Annotated in this window: 17 protein-coding genes and 1 tRNA gene; 15 read left to right on the plus strand and 3 right to left on the minus strand. The window is 67.8% G+C overall.

The window, feature by feature from the left end; all coding sequences use genetic code 11:
* Window positions 1-7: 7 nt before the first annotated feature.
* Together OC550_RS05085 and OC550_RS05090 are read right to left on the minus strand one after the other, a co-directional pair.
* Entirely contained in the window at window positions 8-721 is a 714-nt protein-coding gene (locus OC550_RS05085) for a response regulator (RefSeq protein WP_262104202.1), read from the minus strand.
* Window positions 714-2390, minus strand: a complete 1677-nt coding sequence (locus OC550_RS05090; RefSeq protein ID WP_262104203.1) for a sensor histidine kinase — start codon at window positions 2388-2390, stop codon at window positions 714-716. The genes OC550_RS05085 and OC550_RS05090 overlap by 8 nt, the downstream gene beginning before the upstream one ends.
* 130 nt (window positions 2391-2520) lie before the next feature.
* On the opposite strand from OC550_RS05090, the gene OC550_RS05095 reads away from it, so the two are divergent.
* The 14 genes from OC550_RS05095 (at window position 2521) to OC550_RS05160 (ending at window position 14716) form a co-directional block, all read left to right on the plus strand.
* A complete protein-coding gene (locus OC550_RS05095) occupies window positions 2521-3903 on the plus strand; it encodes a cation:dicarboxylase symporter family transporter (protein ID WP_262104204.1) in 1383 nt (460 codons plus the stop codon).
* A 234-nt stretch (window positions 3904-4137) separates the two neighbouring features.
* Window positions 4138-5019, plus strand: coding sequence for a ParA family protein (locus OC550_RS05100; RefSeq protein WP_262104205.1), 882 nt, complete (start codon window positions 4138-4140; stop codon window positions 5017-5019).
* Window positions 5019-5888, plus strand: coding sequence for a ScpA family protein (locus OC550_RS05105; RefSeq protein ID WP_262104206.1), 870 nt, complete (start codon window positions 5019-5021; stop codon window positions 5886-5888). Before OC550_RS05100 ends, OC550_RS05105 begins: the two co-directional genes overlap by 1 nt.
* Window positions 5881-6522 carry an SMC-Scp complex subunit ScpB gene (locus OC550_RS05110; RefSeq protein ID WP_262104207.1) on the plus strand — a complete coding sequence of 214 codons (642 nt, stop codon included), beginning with the start codon at window positions 5881-5883 and terminating at the stop codon, window positions 6520-6522. The genes OC550_RS05105 and OC550_RS05110 overlap by 8 nt, the downstream gene beginning before the upstream one ends.
* Window positions 6523-6555: 33 nt before the next feature.
* Window positions 6556-7785 carry a pseudouridine synthase gene (locus OC550_RS05115; protein WP_262104208.1) on the plus strand — a complete coding sequence of 410 codons (1230 nt, stop codon included), beginning with the start codon at window positions 6556-6558 and terminating at the stop codon, window positions 7783-7785.
* 3 nt (window positions 7786-7788) lie between these two features.
* Window positions 7789-8907: a prephenate dehydrogenase gene (locus OC550_RS05120; protein ID WP_262104209.1), complete on the plus strand. Its 1119-nt coding sequence runs from the start codon at window positions 7789-7791 to the stop codon at window positions 8905-8907.
* Complete coding sequence (cmk, locus tag OC550_RS05125) at window positions 8904-9620, plus strand: (d)CMP kinase (RefSeq protein WP_262104210.1); 717 nt, start codon at window positions 8904-8906, stop codon at window positions 9618-9620. Before OC550_RS05120 ends, cmk begins: the two co-directional genes overlap by 4 nt.
* A 104-nt stretch (window positions 9621-9724) precedes the next feature.
* On the plus strand, window positions 9725-11281 hold the full coding sequence (der, locus tag OC550_RS05130) for a ribosome biogenesis GTPase Der (RefSeq protein ID WP_262104211.1): 1557 nt from the start codon (window positions 9725-9727) through the stop codon (window positions 11279-11281).
* 93 nt (window positions 11282-11374) lie between these two features.
* Window positions 11375-11448, plus strand: a tRNA-Pro gene (locus OC550_RS05135).
* Between the two features lie 208 nt (window positions 11449-11656).
* On the plus strand, window positions 11657-12043 hold the full coding sequence (gene gcvH, locus OC550_RS05140) for a glycine cleavage system protein GcvH (RefSeq protein WP_262104212.1): 387 nt from the start codon (window positions 11657-11659) through the stop codon (window positions 12041-12043).
* Between the two features lie 78 nt (window positions 12044-12121).
* On the plus strand, window positions 12122-12601 hold the full coding sequence (locus OC550_RS05145) for an FHA domain-containing protein (RefSeq protein WP_262104213.1): 480 nt from the start codon (window positions 12122-12124) through the stop codon (window positions 12599-12601).
* A gap of 75 nt (window positions 12602-12676) precedes the next feature.
* On the plus strand, window positions 12677-13354 hold the full coding sequence (locus OC550_RS05150; protein ID WP_262106260.1) for a MerR family transcriptional regulator: 678 nt from the start codon (window positions 12677-12679) through the stop codon (window positions 13352-13354).
* Window positions 13355-13365: 11 nt separating this feature from the next.
* Window positions 13366-13866 carry a bifunctional nuclease family protein gene (locus tag OC550_RS05155; protein WP_262104214.1) on the plus strand — a complete coding sequence of 167 codons (501 nt, stop codon included), beginning with the start codon at window positions 13366-13368 and terminating at the stop codon, window positions 13864-13866.
* 256 nt (window positions 13867-14122) lie between these two features.
* On the plus strand, window positions 14123-14716 hold the full coding sequence (locus tag OC550_RS05160; protein ID WP_306556911.1) for a MerR family transcriptional regulator: 594 nt from the start codon (window positions 14123-14125) through the stop codon (window positions 14714-14716).
* Window positions 14717-14825: 109 nt separating this feature from the next.
* Here the strand turns inward: OC550_RS05160 and OC550_RS05165 are convergent, their stop codons facing one another.
* Complete coding sequence (locus OC550_RS05165) at window positions 14826-15656, minus strand: ParA family protein (protein ID WP_262104215.1); 831 nt, start codon at window positions 15654-15656, stop codon at window positions 14826-14828.
* 309 nt (window positions 15657-15965) lie between these two features.
* On the opposite strand from OC550_RS05165, the gene OC550_RS05170 reads away from it, so the two are divergent.
* Window positions 15966-19391 (plus strand): pyruvate carboxylase, encoded by a 3426-nt coding sequence (locus OC550_RS05170; RefSeq protein WP_262104216.1) that lies wholly within the window; start codon window positions 15966-15968, stop codon window positions 19389-19391.
* Window positions 19392-19406 lie beyond the last annotated feature (15 nt).

The raw sequence follows: 19406 nt of genomic DNA on the forward strand, positions 1-19406 counted from the left end.
GGCGGGGTCAGTCCCGGCGCCAGCTGTACTCGAACTCCGGCCGTCCGCGGGTCCCGTAGCGGGGCGTGCGGATAGCCGAATTCTGGTCCGCGAGGTGCTCGAGGTAGCGGCGCGCGGTGACGCGGGACATGCCGGTTTCGGCGGTGACTTCCACGGCCGAGACCGGCGCCTGGCGGGACTTGAGCAGACCGACGACGCTGTTCAGCGTCTCTTCGCTGAGGCCCTTGGGGAGGGCCGTCGGGGAGGGCGCTCGCAGCTGGGCGAAGGCTCGGTCGACGGCGGCCTGGGTAGTGGAGCTCCCGTGCTGGGCCAGGCTGTCGCGGAACTGCCGGTAATGGTGGAGCTTGTCGCTGAAGGCGGCGAACGTAAACGGCTTGATCAGGTACAGCGCAATACCGGAGGAGATGGCCTTGCGGACGATCGGCAGCTCGCGCACGGCGGTGACCGCGATGACCTCAACCGGGGCCCCGGATCCGCGGATGCGGCGAAGCACGTCCAGCCCATGCAGATCCGGCAGGTTCATGTCCAGCAGCACAAGGTCGATGCGGGGCGCCTTGCCGGCGGCCGGTCCGCCGGACAGCCCCAGCAGGGCGAGCGCTTCGGAGCCAGTCGAAGCGACGCCGGCCAGTTCGAAGCCGGCAAGCCTCCGGACATACTCGGCGTGCGCGGCAGCGGCGACGGACTCGTCCTCGACGACGAGCACGCGGATCGGTTCAGCCATGCCGCGGGTCCCGGAATCCGTTGGCGGAAGACGCAGGTCCGCCCAGCGGCAGCGACACGGTGAACAGCGCCCCTTCGTCATTGTCTACGGTCAGTTCCCCGCCCATTCTAGTGACCGCCAGCCGGACGAGGGACAAGCCGACGCCGCGCTGCGCGCCGTCACTCTTCTTTGAGCTGAAGCCCAAGGTGAAGATGTCGTCGCGCTCGCCGTCGGGCAGCCCCGGCCCGCTGTCGTGGACCTGGATCCACAGCCGGTCCTCGGTCGTGAGGAAGTCGATGGATACTTCCTTGCGCTCGCAGGAGGAAACGGCGTCGAAAGCGTTGTCCAGCAGGTTGCCCACAATGGTGACCAAGGCTTCCGGATCCAGGCCCGGGCGGCCGGGCAGCGGCGTCGCCGAACCTGCGCCCGGGCTGGCCGCGATGTGCAGTTCGATGCCGCGTTCGTTGGCCTGGGCCGCCTTGCCGACCAGCAGGGCGGAGATGAAGGGCTCGTCGATGGCGCCGACGACCTCGTCCGTCAGCTGCTGGGACTGCTGCAGATCGCGGGAGGCGAAATCGAGGGCGTCCTGGTGCCGGCCGAGCTCGATCAGGGACACGATCGTATGCAGGCGGTTGGAGTGCTCGTGCGTCTGCGCACGGAGGGCATCGCGGAGGGTACGCATGGACTCCAGTTCGCCGGCGAGGGACTGGACCTCGGTGCGGTCGCGCAGGGTCGCCACCACGCCCAGAGCGGGTGCGTCGAGGGCACCCTCCGCCGGGCTCCTTGTTCCGCTCCGGGGAGTCGCCGCGGGATCCTGGCTGACCAGCAGCACGTGCCGGTCCGTGACGAGGACTTCTTCGTGGACGGTCCGGCGCTCGAGCAGCAGCTGCTTCAGCGCCGGCGGCAGCTGGAGCTCGGCGACATCGGTCGGCGGATCGCCGGGATTGCGCACGGGCAGGTCGAGCATGCGGGCGGCCTGGTCGTTGTAGAGCACCAGCCTGCCCTCCGTGTCCACCAGCAGCATGCCTTCCCTGACCGAGTGCAGCACCGTGTCGTAGAAGACGAAGATGCGGGACAGCTGGGCCGGCCCCCAGCCCAGTGTCACCCGGTCCAGGTAGCGGCTGAGCAGCCATGACGCCAGCGACGACACCGCCATGACGGCCAGCGCCGTGAGGATGACGAAGGGGAGCCGGGCCGCGACCGCCACGGACACGTTGGAAACCGTGACACCTGAGGCCACCATCCCCTGGACCTTTCCGGATCCGTCCTTGATCGGCACGATGGCGCGGATGGACGGGCCGAGCGTCCCGGCGAAGACCTCGGTCTGCGGCCGTCCCGCCAGCGCCTCGTCCACGCTGCCGATGTATTCGGCGCCGATCTGCGCCGGGTCCGGGTGCGTGAAGCGGGTCCCGTCCGGGGACATGATCGTGATGAAGTCGACGGCGGCGTCCCGGCGGACCCGCTCCGTGTACGGCTGCAGGCGCCCTGCGGGATCCGCCGACTGCGCCGCATCGAGCACAAAAGGGCTATCGGCGATGGCCACGGCAACCGAGGTCATCCGCTGCCCGGCGCGGTCATAGGCCTGGTGCCGCGCGTCGAGGAACAGGAAGGTCGCGACCGCCGCCGTCAGGAGGATGAGGAACGCCAGCTGGCTGACGAGGATCCGGGAGGCAAGGCTCCAGTGCTTCATCGGTCTCCTATTTCCCTGCTTTCCCTGCCGAGAACAGTATGAACGCAATGGTGATCAGCGTCACTGCGCGGAGCAAGATGGTTCCAGCCCGCCGCCCGAGAGCGGCATCACACCTCCAAGGAGTAAATCATTGGCAGCGACCACGCAGGTCCCGAAGGCTGATTCCAAGCCGAAGAAGGACAGGACCCACTTCCTTTACATCGCCGTCATCGCGGCCGTGGTGCTCGGCGCCATCGTCGGCCTGGTGGCACCGGACTTCGCGCAGTCCCTCAAGCCTGTCGGCACCGCGTTCATCGGCCTGATCAAAATGATGATCGCCCCGATCATCTTCTGCACGATCGTGCTCGGCGTCGGCTCGATCGCCAAGGCCGCCACCGTCGGCAAGGTCGGCGGGCTCGCGCTGCTCTACTTCATGGTCATGTCCACCTTCGCCCTGGGCATCGGTCTCTTTGTCGGCAACCTGATCCACCCCGGCGCCGGGCTGGACATCCAGGGCACCAGCTACGAAACCGAGCCGACGGAGAGCCACGGCACCGTGGACTTCCTGCTGGGCATCATTCCCACCTCGCTGCTGTCCTCGCTGACCGAAGGCAACATCCTCCAGACGCTGTTCGTCGCCCTCATCGTCGGTTTCGCCCTGCAGAAGATGGGCCCGGCGGGCCAGCCGATCCTGCGCGGCGTCGGCCACATCCAGGCCCTGGTCTTCCGCATCCTCATCATGGTGATGTGGCTGGCCCCGATCGGCGCCTTCGGTGCCATCGCCGCCGTCGTCGGCGCCACCGGCGTCCAGGCGATCATCAGCATGGCCACCCTGATGATCGGCTTCTACATCACCTGCGTCCTGTTCATCGTGGTGGTCCTCGGCCTGATCCTGAAGCTCGTCACCGGCGTCAACATCTTCAAGCTGATGCGATACCTGGGCCGCGAGTACCTGCTGATCTTCTCCACCTCCTCCTCCGAGGCGGCGCTGCCCCGGCTGATCGCGAAGATGGAACACCTCGGCGTGTCCAAGCCCGTCGTCGGCGTCACCGTTCCCACCGGCTACTCCTTCAACCTGGACGGCACCGCGATCTACCTGACGATGGCTGCCTTGTTCGTCGCCACAGCCATGGGCAAGCCGCTGGAGCTGGGCGAGCAGATCTCCCTGCTGGTCTTCATGGTCATCGCCTCCAAGGGTGCGGCGGGGGTCACCGGCGCCGGCCTGGCCACGCTCGCCGGCGGCCTGCAGTCCCACCGCCCGGACCTGGTGGACGGCGTCGGGCTGATCGTCGGCATCGACCGCTTCATGTCCGAGGCCCGCGCGCTGACGAACTTCACTGGCAACGCCGTCGCGACGGTGCTGATCGGAACTTGGACCAAGGAGATCGACCGGAGCCGCGTGGACGAGGTGCTGGAGCGCCGGCTGCCCTTCGACGAGCAGACCATGGAGGCTGGCCACGGCCACGCCTCGGAAGCGGCCGATTCGGCTGCGGCGGACCGGGAAGCCGACCGGGAGCTGGCCGGCGTACGCTGACCGCTGAGCCGCAGCTACCTGGCACAACGACGGCGGTGCACCCGATTCTTGACCGGGTGCACCGCCGTCGTCCGTGGCAGTGGAAGCCAAACGGCACAGTCTAAACTTTAGACCTCTACTTGAAGCTAAAGGCTCGCCGGTACCGTGCGCCACATTCGGCGGAATGCGGCACCGTCGCTGTAGCCTTGGGGGATAAATGGACAGCCAAGCAACCATGGAAGCTGGGATTGATACGTGAGTAGCGAACAGGGTTCGACGACTCTGCAGGAAGAAGCCGTCCTGGGGCCCACCGGCCGGCCGCAGACCGATTTTCCCGAACCGCCCGTGCTGACTTCACATGGCCCCGCCCGCATCGTCGCGATGGTCAACCAGAAGGGCGGTGTCGGCAAGACTACCTCGACCATTAACCTCGGAGCGGCGCTGGCGGAAGCTGGCCGCCGGGTCCTCCTGGTGGACTTCGATCCGCAGGGCGCGCTCTCGGCGGGCCTCGGGACGAACCCGCACGAGCTCGACCTGACCGTCTACAACGTCCTGATGGACCGCAAGGCGGATATCTACGAGGCGATCCAGAGCACCGAGATCGAGAACATCGACCTGCTGCCGGCCAATATCGACCTTTCCGCCGCCGAAGTCCAGCTGGTCAACGAGGTGGCCCGCGAGCAGGTCCTCGACCGGGCGCTGCGCAAGGTCAGCGATGATTACGATGTCATCCTGATCGACTGCCAGCCTTCGCTCGGCCTGCTGACCGTCAACGCGCTGACCGCGGCCCACGGCGTCGTGATCCCGCTGATCTGCGAGTTCTTCGCGCTGCGCGCCGTCGCGCTGCTGGTGGAGACCATCGAGAAGGTCCAGGACCGGCTCAACCCGCGGCTGCAGATCGACGGCGTCCTGGCCACCATGTACGACGCGCGGACCCTGCACAGCCGAGAGGTCATCGGCCGCCTGCTGGAGGCCTTCGGCGACAAGGTGTTCGAGACCGTGATCAAGCGGACCATCAAGTTCGCGGATGCCACCGTAGCGGCCGAGCCGATCACCACCTATGCCGGCAACCATCCCGGCGCCGAGGCCTACCGCCAGCTGGCCAGGGAACTGATCTACCGCGGCGGCGCCCCGTAATGACGGCTGCGGTGCCGGCGGAGACGCCGCTGCCGGAACCGGAAACAGGGAGCCGGACCGCGGGCTTCGAGGTCCGGCTGGACAATTTCACCGGGCCCTTCGACCTGCTGCTGGGGCTGATCTCCAAGCACGAGATGGACATCACCGAGGTGGCCCTCGCCCGCGTCACCGACGAGTTCATCGGCTACATCCGCCGGCTCCAGGAAGCGGGCCTGGACCGTGCCCTGGACGAGGCCAGCGAGTTCCTGGTCATCGCGGCCACGCTGCTGGACCTCAAGGCTGCTCGGCTGCTGCCCGCCGGCGAGGTCGAGGACGACGAAGACATCGCCCTCCTCGAGGCCCGGGACCTGCTCTTCGCCAGGCTCCTGCAGTACCGCGCATTCAAGCAGATTGCGGCCATGATGGGCCAGCGGCTGGAAGAGGAGGGCCTGCGCTACCCGCGGCAGGTCGGCCTGGAACCGCAGTTCGCGGCGCTGCTGCCCGAGCTCGTCTGGCGGACGCCGCCGGCCGAGTTCGCCGCCCTCGCGGCCAAGGCCCTCGAGCCCAAGGAGCCCAAACCCACCGAAGTAGGCCTGGCGCACCTGCACGCCCCGCCGGTGAGCGTGAAGGAACAGGCGGGGATCATCGCACGGCGGCTGCAGGCCGGGACGCCGCTCTCCTTCCGTGCGTTGACGGCCGACGCGCCGGACACCCTCGTGGTCGTCGCACGGTTCCTCGCGCTGCTGGAGCTCTTCCGCGATGCGGTGATTGCCTTCGACCAGGCTGCGCCGCTTGGGGAACTGACCGTGCGCTGGGCCGGCGCCGACCGAGACTGGACGCCGGAGCGGCTGAGCGAAGAATACGAGGACATACAGGAGACCAATGAGTGAGGATGTGCAGCAGGCCCCGGCCGGCGGGGAAGGGCCCGGCGGGGAAGCGGCGGGCGTGGAGAGCCTGCCGGGCGGTGCCCGGGCCGCCCTCGAGGCCGTCCTGATGGTCCTGGACCAGCCCGCCACGGACATCGAACTGGCCACCGCCGTCGACCTGCCGGTGGCCCAGGTCAGCGCGCTGCTGCATGAACTGCAGGAGGATTACGACGGCGGGGGCTCGCCCGGCGGGGCACCGCGCGGTTTCGAACTGCGGAAGCTGGCCGGGGGGTGGCGCATCTTTTCCCGCAGCGACTTCGCGGATATCGTGTCGGGCTTCGTGCTGGAGGGCCAGACGGCACGCCTGACCCAGGCCGCTCTCGAGACGTTGGCCGTGATCGCGTACCGCCAGCCGGTGGCGCGCTCCCGCGTTTCCGCCATCCGCGGTGTCAATGTGGACTCGGTGGTCCGGACCCTCGTGCAGCGCGGATTAATCGAGGATTCCGGCACCGATCCGGAGACCGGGGCAGTGCTGTACCGGACCACCTCGTATTTTCTGGAAAGATTGGGTATAGGAAGTCTTTCCGAGCTCCCCGAACTGGCACCACATCTGCCGGGGCTGGAACACTTGGCAGATATCGACGAATCCGTTTATTGAGATGTACCGTTCCGCGAGTATTTAAGGACACAAATGACACAGGCGCCCCGATCCGGTTCCGGCCGCAACACCCCCCGCGGCGGCGGCAAGGGCCCGAAGCCAGGAGGCAAGCCGGCTCGCCAGCCGGGTGCCGCCGGCGGACAAGGCCGTGGCGGCCAGCCCTCCTCCGGACAGGGCCGCGGCGGGAAGCCGGCATTCGGGTCGGACCGCAGCGGTAAGCCTGCCTCCGGTTCCGAGCGCGGCGGTAAGCCGGCATTCGGTTCCGAGCGCGGCGGTAAGCCGGCTCCCGGACAGCGCCGTGACGGCTCCGGCCGCCCCGGTAGCGCCGCGGGAAGCGGAAAGGCGGGCCAGGGCAAGGCCCGTCCGGGCAAGCCCGCCGCCGGACGGAAGCCGGGAGCCAAGGCCCAGCCGGCCGGGCCGCGTCCCTTCGGCAGGGAACGGTTCGGACAGAACCTCGGTCCGGTCCGCAATCGTCCGCGCCCCCAGCGCGCCGAGGGCGGCCAGGCCGGCGGCAGTACCGAGGGCCTGCACGACCCCAATGGCGTGCGGCTGCAGAAGGTGCTGGCCCAGGCCGGCGTTGCCTCCCGCCGGGTGTGCGAGGACATGATCGCGGCCGGCCGCGTGGAGGTGGACGGCGCCGTGGTCACCGAGCTCGGAGTCCGCGTTGACCCGGCCACCGCCGTCATCCATGTCGACGGCATCCGCATCCAGACGGACGAGACGCTCGTCTATTACGTGTTCAACAAGCCCAAGGGCGTCGTCTCCACCATGGAGGATCCGGAAGGCCGGCCCTGCATCAGCGACTTCCTCAAGAAGAACAAGGACCAGCGGCTCTTCCACGTGGGCCGGCTGGACCAGGCCACGGAAGGCCTGCTGCTGTTGACCAACGACGGCGAACTGGCCAACCGCCTCACGCATCCTTCGTATGAGGTTCCCAAGACGTACCTCGTGCAGGTCCGGGGGCCGATGGCGCAGGGCGTCGGAGCTCAGATGAGGGATGGAATCGAGCTCGAGGACGGCGTCTCACGGGTCGACTCCTTCCGCCTGGTGGATTCCACCCCCGGCCACGTGCTGGTGGAAGTCGTGCTGCACTCGGGTAAGAACCGGATCGTGCGGCGCATGTTCGACGCCGTCGGGCACCCGGTGGAGCGCCTGGTGCGTACGCAGGTCGGGCCGATCCGGCTCGGCGACCAGCGGCAGGGGAGCATCCGGGCCCTGGGCCGTACGGAATCCGGCCATCTGCTGGCCCTGGTGGGGATGTAGGCGTTGAACCCATCACGCCTTCAGGCCACCCATCTGGCCGGGCCGGTGCTGGTGATCGGCACCGGCCTGCTCGGCGCCAGCATCGGTTTGGGACTTCGCGCCCACGGCATCGAGGTCCTGCTCTCCGACCTCTCGCCCTCCGCTCAGGCCGTCGCCCAGGACATCGGCGCAGGACGCGCGCTCGAGCCGGGGCAGCACGCTACGCCGCAGCTCGTGGTCGTCGCTTCCCCTCCGGACGTCACCGCCCGCATCGTGTCGCGGGCCCTGCGCGACTACCCGTCCGCCGTCGTTGTTGATATTGCCAGCGTCAAGGCGTCGGTCCTGGCCGAGCTGCAGGCGGATCCTGAGCTGGGCCCTGAGGAGATGGCCCGCTACGTCGGAACCCACCCGATGGCCGGACGCGAGAAGTCCGGCCCGGTGGCGGCGCGCGGCGAGCTGTTCACGTCCATGCCCTGGGTGCTGTGCCCGCACGATTCGACCAGCGCAGCCGCGTTGAAGACTGCGCAGGCCCTCGCCATCGACCTCGGGGCCGTCGTGTCGCGCATGTCGGTCGAGGAACATGACCAGAGCGTCGCCCTGATTTCGCACCTCCCGCAGGTGATGTCCTCGCTGCTGGCCAGCCGGCTGCAGGACACGGAGCCGCACGCGCTGGCGCTGGCCGGCCAGGGGCTGCGCGACGTGACCCGGATTGCCGCGAGCGACCCGGCGCTGTGGGTCCAGATCCTCGGCGCCAACGCTCCGCGGCTGGTCAAGATCCTGTACGGTGTCCGCGAGGACTTGAACCGGCTGATCGGCACGCTGGAGCAGCCGGAGGCACCCGGAGCACGGCTGGACCTGGCCCAGCTGATGAGCGAAGGCAACGCCGGCCAGGCCCGTATCCCGGGCAAGCACGGCGCCCCGCCGCAGTCCTTCGCCTGGCTGACCGTGCTCGTGGACGACCGGCCGGGCCAGATTGCCCGGCTGCTCACGGAAATCGGCGAGGTGGGCATCAACCTCGAGGACCTCCGCCTCGACCATTCGTCCGGACAGGACGTGGGCATGGTGGAAATCTCGGTGCTGCCCAGCAGGCGCCAGGAACTGATCGACTACTTGGATTCGCACGGATGGAAGGTGCTGCAATGACCCCGGCTGCCACTGAGGCCGCAACTGACATGAAGACATACCGGCTGGGCAAGCCGCTGGTGGTGGCCATCGACGGTCCCTCCGGTTCGGGAAAGTCGAGCGTCAGCCGCGAGACCGCCCGGCGCCTGCACGCCGCTTACCTCGATACCGGCGCAATGTACCGGGCGGTGACCTGGTACTGCCTCAAGACCGGCGTCGCGCTGCAGGAGGCTGCGGAAGTGGAAAAGGCCGCCCGCGAGGTGGACCTGCGGATCAGTACGCATCCGGACCACGAGCAGGTCACGGTCAGCGGAACAGATGTCACCCAAGCCATCCGCGAACCGGAAATCTCCGGGGCTGTCAGCGCCGTGGCCACGACGCTGGGCGCCCGCGCCGAGCTGATTCGGCGGCAGCAGCAGATCATCGCGGACTCCGGCCGGCGGATCGTGGCCGAGGGCCGCGACATCACCACCGTGGTGGCCCCGGACGCCGAGGTCCGCATCCTGCTGACCGCGAGCGAGGAGGCCAGGCTTCGCCGCCGCGGGCTCCAGCTTGGCGGCACCCAGTCCGAGCAGGACCTGCACAACCAGGTGATCGCCCGCGACGCGAAGGACTCCACCGTGGTGAACTTCAGCGAAGCGGCCGACGGCGTCTTCACCGTCGATTCCTCCGATCTGGATTTCGAAGAGACCATCGACGCCGTTCTCGAAGTCGTCCGCCGCGCGGCGCACTGACTCGTTCCTCAGCGCCGGCCCGCCCCAGGCGGTACGCGCGTCACCGCTGCGTGTTTGAATGGACACGCCAGCACACCTCCCATGCTTGACGAAGGATATTGACCATGAGTGCCACACCCACCGGCAACGGGCCCCGCGACGAGGGTTACCCCGACGGCGATTACGAGCCCGCCGGCGAGGACAGTATCGCGGAGCGCCTGGAACAGATCGACGACGACGAAGCGGACCTGCGTGCCGAGTCGCTCCGGGCCGGCCTGGCGGACTACGAGCTCGACGAGGAGGACGCGGCGCTGCTGGCCGGCCTGGACCTGGAGCCCGAGCAGCAGGCCCCGCCGAAGCCTGATCCGGTGCTGGCGATCGTGGGACGCCCGAATGTCGGCAAATCCACCCTGGTCAACCGCATCCTCGGCCGGCGCGAGGCCGTCGTCGAGGACACCCCGGGCGTAACCCGAGACCGGGTGTCCTATTCGGCGCACTGGAACGGCCGCAACTTTACCCTCGTGGACACCGGCGGCTGGGAGCACGACGCCAAGGGCATCCATGCCAGGGTTGCCGAGCAGGCCGAGATCGCCGCGGATATGGCGGACGCCGTGCTGCTGGTGGTCGACGCGAACGTCGGTGCAACGGCCACGGACGAGGCGGTCGTGCGGATGCTGCGGCGCAAGAAGAAGCCCGTCATCCTCGTCGCCAACAAGGTGGATGACATGGTGCAGGAGGCGGAGGCCGCAGCGCTCTGGAGCCTCGGCTTCGGCCAGCCCTACCCCGTCTCCGCCCTGCACGGGCGCGGCACCGCGGACATGTTGGATGCTGTCATGGAAGTGCTGCCCGAATTCTCCGCCCACGGGGGCGTCATCCGGACGGGCGGGCCGCGCCGGGTGGCGCTGATCGGCCGCCCCAATGTCGGCAAGTCCTCCCTGCTGAACAAGCTGGCCGGCAGCGACCGCGTCGTCGTGGACTCGCTGGCGGGCACCACCCGGGACCCGGTGGACGAGATGATCGAACTGGGCGGCCGGATGTGGCGGTTCGTCGATACCGCCGGGATCCGCCGCCGCGTCCACATGCAGCACGGCGCCGACTTCTACGCCTCGCTGCGGACCCAGTCCGCGCTCGAGCGGGCCGAGGTCGCCGTAGTCCTGCTGGCCGTGGACGAAGTCCTGAGCGAGCAGGACGTGCGCATCCTGCAGACGGCCATTGATTCGGGCCGCGCCCTGGTGCTGGCCTTCAATAAGTGGGACCTGCTCGATGACGACAGGCGCCGCTACCTGGAGCGGGAGATCGAGCAGGACCTCGCGCACGTGGACTGGGCGCCCCGAGTGAACCTGTCCGCCCGCACGGGCTGGCACAAGGATCGCCTGGTGCCGGCGCTGGACCGTGCGCTCGAATCCTGGGACCGCCGCATTCCCACCGGACGGCTCAACGCCTTCCTGGGGGAGCTTGTGGCGGCGCACCCGCACCCGCTGCGGGGCGGCAAGCAGCCCCGTATCCTCTTCGGCACCCAGGCCTCGACGAGGCCGCCCAAGTTCGTGCTGTTCACCACAGGATTCCTCGACCCCGGGTACCGCCGTTTTATTACGCGCCGGCTGCGCGAAACCTTCGGCTTCGAGGGGACCCCGATCGAGGTAAGCATGCGCGTGCGCGAAAAGCGGGCGCGTAAACGCTGACCCTGACCCGCGTCAGCGGTGGTGGTCAGACCTTCGCCAAAAATGCTGTACAGTATTTGAGGTGGTTCCGCCGGGAAGGTCCGGAAGGAACAACGGGTTGTGGCGCAGCTTGGTAGCGCACTTGACTGGGGGTCAAGGGGTCGCAGGTTCAAATCCTGTCAACCCGACGGTGGGAAAGTCCCGGCCGCTCTTCGGAGCGGCCGGGACTTTCCGCATTCCGGGCCTGCGGGGGAGTCCGGCGGGCCAGCGGGACGGGCGTCGCGAAGCGGCGAACCGACGTGTGGACGGTGAACGTCTGTGCCTATACTTTCAGCGGTGGCCCCCGGCCGCCGGAACCACGGCTGATATTCGATCCACGCGAGAAAGGCCCGACTCATGAGCAACGTTCCCGCAGAACTGCATTACACCGCCGAGCACGAATGGATCGCCAAGGCCGGTGCCGAAGGCGTCGTCCGCATCGGCATCACGGATTTTGCCCAGGACGCGCTCGGCGACGTCGTCTTTGTGCAGGTGCCGGAAGCCGGTACCAAGATCACGGCCAACGATGTGATCGGCGAGGTCGAGTCGACGAAAAGCGTGAGCGACATCTATGCCCCGGTGTCCGGCGAGATCGTCGCCGCAAACGACGCGCTGGAATCTGATCCCGCACTGATCAATTCGGATCCGTACGGCGATGGTTGGCTGCTCGAAGTCCGCCTCGAGGACGCCTCGGCTGTCGAATCGCTGCTCAGTGCTTCGGAGTACGAACAGCAGGTAGGCTAGAGCTACCGGAATGGGAATTTGAACGAGCAACCGGCGGCAGGCCGGTTGCTGCAACAGTGCATGGGAGGAAGTTTCTTCATGGTGGGCGACGAGCGCAACGCAGCAGGTTCCGGACAGGCCGGTGGCCCTCGGGAACCTGCGGCCGAGACCACTTCCATTGGACTGCCGCCCGCAGCCACGACACTCCATCCCAAGCCCCTGCTCACCTTGGAGGAACAGGCCGCGGTTGACGCGCTGCCAGCGGGGTCGGCTTTGCTGATTGCGCACAGCGGACCGAATCGCGGGGCGCGTTTCCTGCTGGACCAGGACGTGACCTCGGCGGGCCGGCATCCGGACGCGGATATCTTCCTTGACGATGTAACCGTTTCCCGCAAGCATGTCGAGTTCCGGCGCACCGGGACCGGCTTCACGCTGGTGGACGCCGGAAGCCTGAACGGCACCTACGTCAACAACGACCGGGTCGACAGCCTCGCCCTGCGTAGTGGAAACGAGGTCCAGATCGGCAAGTTCCGCCTGACCTACTACGCCAGCGAAGCAGCGCCGAAGGGCCAGGCTTAGGCAGTGCCCGCATCGCAGCCAGCACGGCGCGGTCTCGGCTCAGGACGGGACACGTTCCGCAGCACAGTCCTCAACATCGGGGAAGTCCTGCAGGAACTGAGCAATGATTTCCCCGGGATCAGCGCATCCAAAATCAGGTTCCTCGAGGAGAAGGGGCTGATCAGCCCGCAGCGGACCCCCGCGGGCTACCGCAAGTACTCGGCACAGGACGTCGAGCGCCTGCGCTTCGTGCTGGCCCTCCAGCGGGACCAGTACCTCCCCCTGAAGGTCATCAAGGACTACGTGGACGCCATTGACCGCGGCGAGCGGCCCGAGGCCCTCCCCGGCGGCATGTCCCTGTCACCGCGGATGGTCTCCGACGGACTGGCCCAGGAGCTGGCGGGACGTGCCCGCTCCTTCACGCTTCCGCAGCTGCAGGAGGCGGCCGGCGCCTCCGAGGAACTGATCCGCGAGCTGCTGAGCTTCGGGCTGATCCAGGAGACCGACGCACGCTACGATGAGCACGCGCTGAAGGTCGTCAAGGCCTGCGCGAAGCTCGGGACGCACGGCATCGAGCCCCGCCACCTGCGTCCGTTCCGATCGGCAGCCGACCGCGAGATGGGACTGGTCGAACGGGCCGTCGCGCCCCTTTCGTCCCGGAAGGATGTAGCGTCGAAAGCGCGGGCGGCCGAAGCTGCCAAGGAAATCAGCGACCTCTGCCTGAACCTGCACAGCGCCCTCGTCCACGGGCACATCGCGCGAATGGATCGCTGATCGGAGGAACCATGCTCGAAGTCGAGGTTGTCGGGGTTCGCATCGAACTGCCCTCCAACCAGCCTTTGGTCCTGCTGAAGGAGAAGGCCGGAGAACGGCACATTCCCATTTGGATCGGCGCGCCGGAAGCCAGCGCCATCGCCTTTGCCCAGCAGGGGATCAAGCCGCCGCGGCCCATGACGCACGACCTGCTGTGCAGCGTGGTCACCGAACTCGGCCGCACCATCACGGAGGTGCGGCTGGTGACGGTCCAGGACACCGTCTTCTATGCAGAGCTCGTGTTCGACGGCGGTACTACGGTCAGTTCCCGGGCGTCGGACGCGCTGGCCGTGGCTCTGCGCGTGCCTTGCCCGATCTTCTGTGCCGAGGAAGTGCTGGAAGAGGCAGGAGTGCAGATCGCCGAGGCCGCCGAGGATGACGACGCCGCGGCGCCGGAGGGAAACGCCGAGAACCAGATGCGCGAGTTCAGGGAATTCCTGGCCGACGTAGAGCCCGAAGACTTCGAGAAGTAGGAAACCGGTCCGGCATTCAACGGCTGGACCTTAGGGCCTGAACGGAGCTCCGGGGCCTGTTGGCCGAGGTCAGGGACATCCGACACGCCGAACGTGAAAAGGCCAGCATCTTTGACCGCCGGCCCCCGTGGTTCTAACGTCAAAGAATACAGTTCCCATTGCACCGGCGCGCGGCACAGGGCAGACTTAGATCTGACCCCTGAGTTGCCGGCGGCGCCGACTTCCCCCTAGGGAACTTTCGACAAGGAGGGTTCACGTGAGTCCTAAAGGTGATGCGGGCGAGTCCCGCGCGGTGAAACCGGGTGCCGGCCTACCCGCAAGCGCCCAGGGTTTGCTGTTCACCGAGGATCTGCCGGTACTGGACGAGGACGCCGGCTACCGTGGCCCCACGGCCTGCAAAGCGGCAGGCATCACCTACCGCCAGCTCGACTATTGGGCGCGGACCGGCCTCGTGGAACCCGCCGTTCGCGGCGCCTCGGGCTCTGGTTCCCAGCGCCTCTACAGTTTCCGGGACATCCTGGTCCTGAAGGTCGTCAAGCGACTGCTGGACACCGGCGTCTCACTGCAGCAGATCCGCACCGCTGTGGACCACCTGCGCGAGCGCGGCGTAGAAGACCTCGCCCAAATCACGCTCATGAGCGATGGTGCAAGCGTCTATGAGTGCACCTCCGCCGACGAAGTGATCGACCTCGTCCAAGGCGGCCAGGGCGTTTTCGGAATCGCCGTCGGCCGGGTCTGGCGCGAAGTCGAAGGCAGCCTGGCTCAGCTGCCCAGCGAGCATGTCGGAGACCAGCCGGACTTCCCCGACGACGAGCTCAGCCGCCGCCGGGCCGCGCGCAAAATCAGCTGACAAATCCGCCGGACCCCTCCGGCGGCACTCCAACACAAGGGGCACCCCGGCGGGGTGCCCTTTCTTTGTGCCGCATTCGGCACAGCAGCGGATGGTCCGGCGGCGTCAGCTAGCGGCGGAGCACTCGGTTGCGCAGCCCGCCCGTCTCCGTGAGGTTCTTGAGCAACTCGTCGAAGAGGCCGGCGGCCTGGCGGGCCGACTCGCCCGGCCAGTGGTGGATGGGGTGCGCCGCGCCCTGGATCTGCTGCCAGTTGGCCTGCTCGGAAATGGTGGGGGAGAGCAGCAGGTCCGCGAACATGGTTTTCATTTCCGCGAGCCGGTAGGCGTGCTCGTTGGACCCTGTCCGCACGCGGTTGGCCACCACCCCCGCCGTCGTCAGGTCCGGGGCGAATTCGTCCCGGAAGAGGTCGAGGGCGCGCATGGTCCGCTCGGTGCCGGCAACAGAGAACAGGCTCGGTTCCGCGACCAGCAGGACATGGGTGCTCGCGGACCAGGCCATGCGTGTCAGGCCGTTCAGCGAGGGCGGGCAGTCAATCAGGACGAGGGAGTAGCCCTCCACCCGGGACAGGACGGTCGCCAGGCGCCGCAGGTCGCGGCGGCTGAGGTCCGGGCGGTCATAGATTCCGGTGTAGGCCGAACCGACGGCAACGTCGAGGACCTTCGGGCCGACATTGTGTCCGCCGTTGGAGGCGGCGGTGGCGACCCATCCGCTGGATATGACGTTCGCGCCAAGATCCGCGCGACGGACGTTCTTGAGCAGCCGGCCGATGTCCGTCTGCCGGCTCGGCCGGACACCCAGGCCTGTCGTCGCATCGGCGTGGGGGTCAAGGTCGACGACGAGCGTGGGAATCCCTGCCGCCAGTGCCGCCGAGGCCAGGCCCAGTGTCACTGAAGTCTTGCCGACGCCGCCCTTGAGACTGCTGATGCTCACTACTTGCACGTGTAAAACCAAAACCTAACATGTCGAGTCATGACGGCTGCGTGTTGCTTGACGGGAACGCAGGCCCTGACCTGCGGGCGCGATTGTTCCCCCACCATCATATGGTGCCGCCCGGCCATAGCCTGATTCGGCCCCCGCGCACCGTTGGCCGGTCGCCCTTGCCGTGGCCGCCGTCGTTACCTATGGCCGTTCATTACGCCCGCCGTATGGGAAAATGGTGACCTGCACTACACCGGCTTGCTATTGCCTCGGCAGTTACCTGAGACTTGCACCACAACCCCCGACTAACCGCGATGACGCAGGAGCGCTATGTTCTCGAAAATCCTGGTGGCCAACCGTGGCGAGATTGCCATCCGTGCCTTCCGTGCCGCCTACGAACTCGGCGCAAAGACGGTGGCCGTCTTTGCCCATGAGGACCGCAACTCGATCCATCGCCAGAAGGCAGACGAGGCGTACCTGATCGGCGAGGAAGGGCATCCCGTCCGCGCCTACCTCGACGTCAACGAAATCATCCGCGTAGCCAAGGAGTCCGGCTGCGACGCGATCTATCCCGGGTACGGCTTCCTCTCCGAAAACCCGGAGCTGGCCCGCGCTGCGGCGGGGGCGGGGATCGCGTTCGTCGGTCCGCCGGCGGACGTGCTGGAGCTCGCCGGCCATAAGGTGCGTGCCCTCGATGCGGCCAAGGCTGCCGGCATCCCGACGCTGAAGTCTTCGGCACCGAGTTCCGACCAGCAGAAGCTGATCGCCGAGGCCGACGAGGTCGGCTTCCCCATCTTCGTCAAGGCCGTCGCCGGTGGCGGCGGGCGCGGGATGCGACGCGTTGACACCCGCGAAGCGCTTCCGGAGGCGCTGGCCGCGGCGATGCGCGAAGCGGACACCGCCTTCGGCGACCCGACCGTCTTCCTGGAGCAGGCCGTGCTTCGTCCGCGGCACATCGAAGTGCAGATCCTGGCGGACCAGCAGGGCCACGTGATGCACCTGTTCGAACGCGACTGTTCGCTGCAGCGCCGGCACCAGAAGGTCATTGAGATCGCGCCGGCGCCGAACCTGGACGACAACATCCGCCAGGCGCTCTACCGGGACGCGGTCAAGTTCGCCGAGGCGCTGGGGTACGCCAATGCCGGAACCGTGGAGTTCCTCGTGGACACCGTCGGAGAGCGTGCCGGCGAACACGTGTTCATCGAAATGAACCCGCGGATCCAGGTGGAGCACACTGTCACCGAGGAAATCACGGACGTGGATCTTGTCCAGGCCCAGCTGCGCATCGCCGCAGGGGAGTCGCTGGCCGATCTCGGGCTGAGCCAGGACAACGTCTCCATCAAGGGTGCCGCCCTGCAGTCGCGCATCACGACTGAGGATCCGAGTAACGGGTTCCGCCCCGACGTCGGCAAGATCACCGCCTACCGGTCCGCCGGCGGTGCGGGGGTCCGCCTGGACGGTGGCACCGTGTATGCGGGCGCCGAGATCAGCCCGCACTTCGACTCGATGCTGGTGAAGCTGACCTGCCGCGGGCGGGACTATGCCACCGCCGTCGCACGTGCCCGCCGTGCGCTGGCCGAATTCCGCATCCGTGGCGTCTCCACGAACATCCCGTTCCTGCAGGCCGTGCTCGACGATCCGGAGTTCGTGGCCGGCAACGTCGCCACGTCCTTCATTGACGAACGTCCCGAGCTGCTCAAGGCCAGGGTCTCCGCGGACCGCGGCACGAAGCTGCTGACCTGGCTCGCCGACGTCACCGTCAACAAGCCCAACGGGCCGCTGGCCGCCGCAACCGCTCCGGCCGACAAGCTGCCCCTTTCCGCCCGCGAGGCCCTCGAATCCACCGGCGTGCTGAAGGCGGTCCCGGCACGGGGCAGCCGGCAGCTGCTGCAGGAACTCGGCCCGGAAAAATTCGCCCGTGCCCTGCGCGAGCAGACGCCGGTGGCGGTCACGGACACGACGTTCCGGGACGCGCACCAGTCGCTGCTGGCGACCCGTGTGCGCACCCGGGACCTGGTCACCGCGGGCCCGGCGATCTCGACGCTCACCCCGGAACTGCTCTCCGTGGAAGCCTGGGGCGGGGCCACCTACGACGTGGCGCTACGCTTCCTCGGCGAGGATCCGTGGGAGCGGCTGGCGGCGCTGCGCAAGGCCATTCCGAACATCTGCCTGCAGATGCTCCTCCGCGGCCGCAACACCGTCGGCTACACGCCGTACCCGGAGGAGGTTACCGAGGCCTTTGTGAAGGAAGCGGCGGCCACCGGCATCGACATCTTCCGGATATTCGATGCGCTCAACGATGTCTCGCAAATGGAGCCGGCCATCCGGGCCGTACGCGAGACCGGCACCGCCGTGGCCGAGGTGGCACTCTGTTACACCGGCAACCTGCTTGATCCGGATGAGAAGCTGTACACGCTCGAGTACTACCTCGAGCTGGCCCAGCGGATCGTGGACGCGGGTGCACACATCCTCGCCATCAAGGACATGGCCGGCTTGCTGCGCCCGGCGGCCGCGGCCAAGCTGGTGACCGCGCTGCGCGAACGCTTCGACCTGCCCGTCCACCTGCATACGCATGACACGGCCGGCGGCCAGCTCGCTACGCTGCTCGCCGCCGTCGACGCCGGCGTGGACGCCGTAGATGTCGCCAGCGCAGCGATGGCGGGCACCACCAGCCAGCCTTCTGCCTCGGCCCTCGTGGCGGCCCTGGCCAACACCGAGCGGGACACCGGGATCAGCCTGGATGCGGTCGGGTCGCTTGAGCCGTACTGGGAAGCCGTGCGGCGGGTCTACGCGCCGTTCGAATCGGGCCTGCCCGGCCCCACCGGCCGCGTCTACCGGCATGAGATTCCCGGAGGCCAGCTGTCCAACCTGCGCCAGCAGGCGATCGCCCTGGGCCTGGGCGAAAAGTTCGAGGCCATTGAGGACATGTACACCGCAGCGGACCGCATCCTCGGCCGTCTGGTCAAGGTGACGCCTTCCTCGAAGGTGGTCGGCGACCTGGCCCTGCAGCTGGTCGGCGCGAACGTGCCGCCGGCGGACTTCGCGGAGAATCCGCAGAACTACGACATCCCGGACTCGGTCATCGGATTCCTCTCCGGCGAGCTCGGCGACCCGCCCGGAGGCTGGCCGGAGCCGTTCCGCACCAAGGCCCTGCAGGGCCGGAAGGTGAAGGTCCGCGACGTCGAACTGAGCGCTGAGGATTCGGCCGCGCTCCAGGCCGATTCCGCGACCCGGCGCAGCACGCTGAACCGGCTGCTCTTCGCAGGGCCCACCAAGGAGTTCCAGCACGTCCGGGAGACCTATGGCGACGTATCGGTGCTGGACACCCGCGACTACCTCTACGGTCTCCAGCGCGGTGCCGAGCACGTCATTGAGCTGGACAAGGGCGTGAAGCTGATTGCCATGCTGGGCGCCATCTCCGAGCCTGACGAGCGCGGCATGCGCACCGTGCACTGCACACTCAACGGCCAGCAGCGCAACGTTTCGGTGCGTGACCGCAGCGTGGAGTCCTCGGTGAAGGTCGCCGAGAAGGCCGACCCCGCTGTGGCGGGCCAGGTTGCCGCGCCGTTCGCCGGCGCCGTCACGCTCGTCGCCAAGGCCGGCGACAGCGTCAAGGCCGGCGACACCGTGGCCACGATCGAAGCGATGAAGATGGAAGCCGGCATCACCAGCCCGGTTTCCGGCACCGTCAAGCGGCTGGCGTTCTCGGGCGTCGAGCAGGTGCAGGGCGGTGATCTGCTGCTGGTCATCGAGTAGGGCTAAAATGCATGG

The sequence above is a fragment of the Arthrobacter sp. Marseille-P9274 genome, from assembly GCF_946892675.1.
In the GTDB taxonomy this organism is placed as follows: Bacteria; Actinomycetota; Actinomycetes; order Actinomycetales; family Micrococcaceae; genus Crystallibacter.

What these genes read in the sequence shown, in the direction of transcription:
- OC550_RS05155 (WP_262104214.1), top strand. Translation starts at nt 13,366, where the DNA reads ATGCTCGAAGTCGAGGTTGTCGGGGTTCGCATCGAACTGCCCTCCAAC.
- OC550_RS05170 (WP_262104216.1), top strand. Translation starts at nt 15,966, where the DNA reads ATGTTCTCGAAAATCCTGGTGGCCAACCGTGGCGAGATTGCCATCCGT.
- der (WP_262104211.1), top strand. Translation starts at nt 9,725, where the DNA reads ATGAGTGCCACACCCACCGGCAACGGGCCCCGCGACGAGGGTTACCCC.
- OC550_RS05105 (WP_262104206.1), top strand. Translation starts at nt 5,019, where the DNA reads ATGACGGCTGCGGTGCCGGCGGAGACGCCGCTGCCGGAACCGGAAACA.
- OC550_RS05115 (WP_262104208.1), top strand. Translation starts at nt 6,556, where the DNA reads ATGACACAGGCGCCCCGATCCGGTTCCGGCCGCAACACCCCCCGCGGC.
- gcvH (WP_262104212.1), top strand. Translation starts at nt 11,657, where the DNA reads ATGAGCAACGTTCCCGCAGAACTGCATTACACCGCCGAGCACGAATGG.
- OC550_RS05145 (WP_262104213.1), top strand. Translation starts at nt 12,122, where the DNA reads ATGGTGGGCGACGAGCGCAACGCAGCAGGTTCCGGACAGGCCGGTGGC.
- OC550_RS05090 (WP_262104203.1), bottom strand. Translation starts at nt 2,390, where the DNA reads ATGAAGCACTGGAGCCTTGCCTCCCGGATCCTCGTCAGCCAGCTGGCG.
- OC550_RS05085 (WP_262104202.1), bottom strand. Translation starts at nt 721, where the DNA reads ATGGCTGAACCGATCCGCGTGCTCGTCGTCGAGGACGAGTCCGTCGCC.
- cmk (WP_262104210.1), top strand. Translation starts at nt 8,904, where the DNA reads ATGACCCCGGCTGCCACTGAGGCCGCAACTGACATGAAGACATACCGG.
- OC550_RS05110 (WP_262104207.1), top strand. Translation starts at nt 5,881, where the DNA reads ATGAGTGAGGATGTGCAGCAGGCCCCGGCCGGCGGGGAAGGGCCCGGC.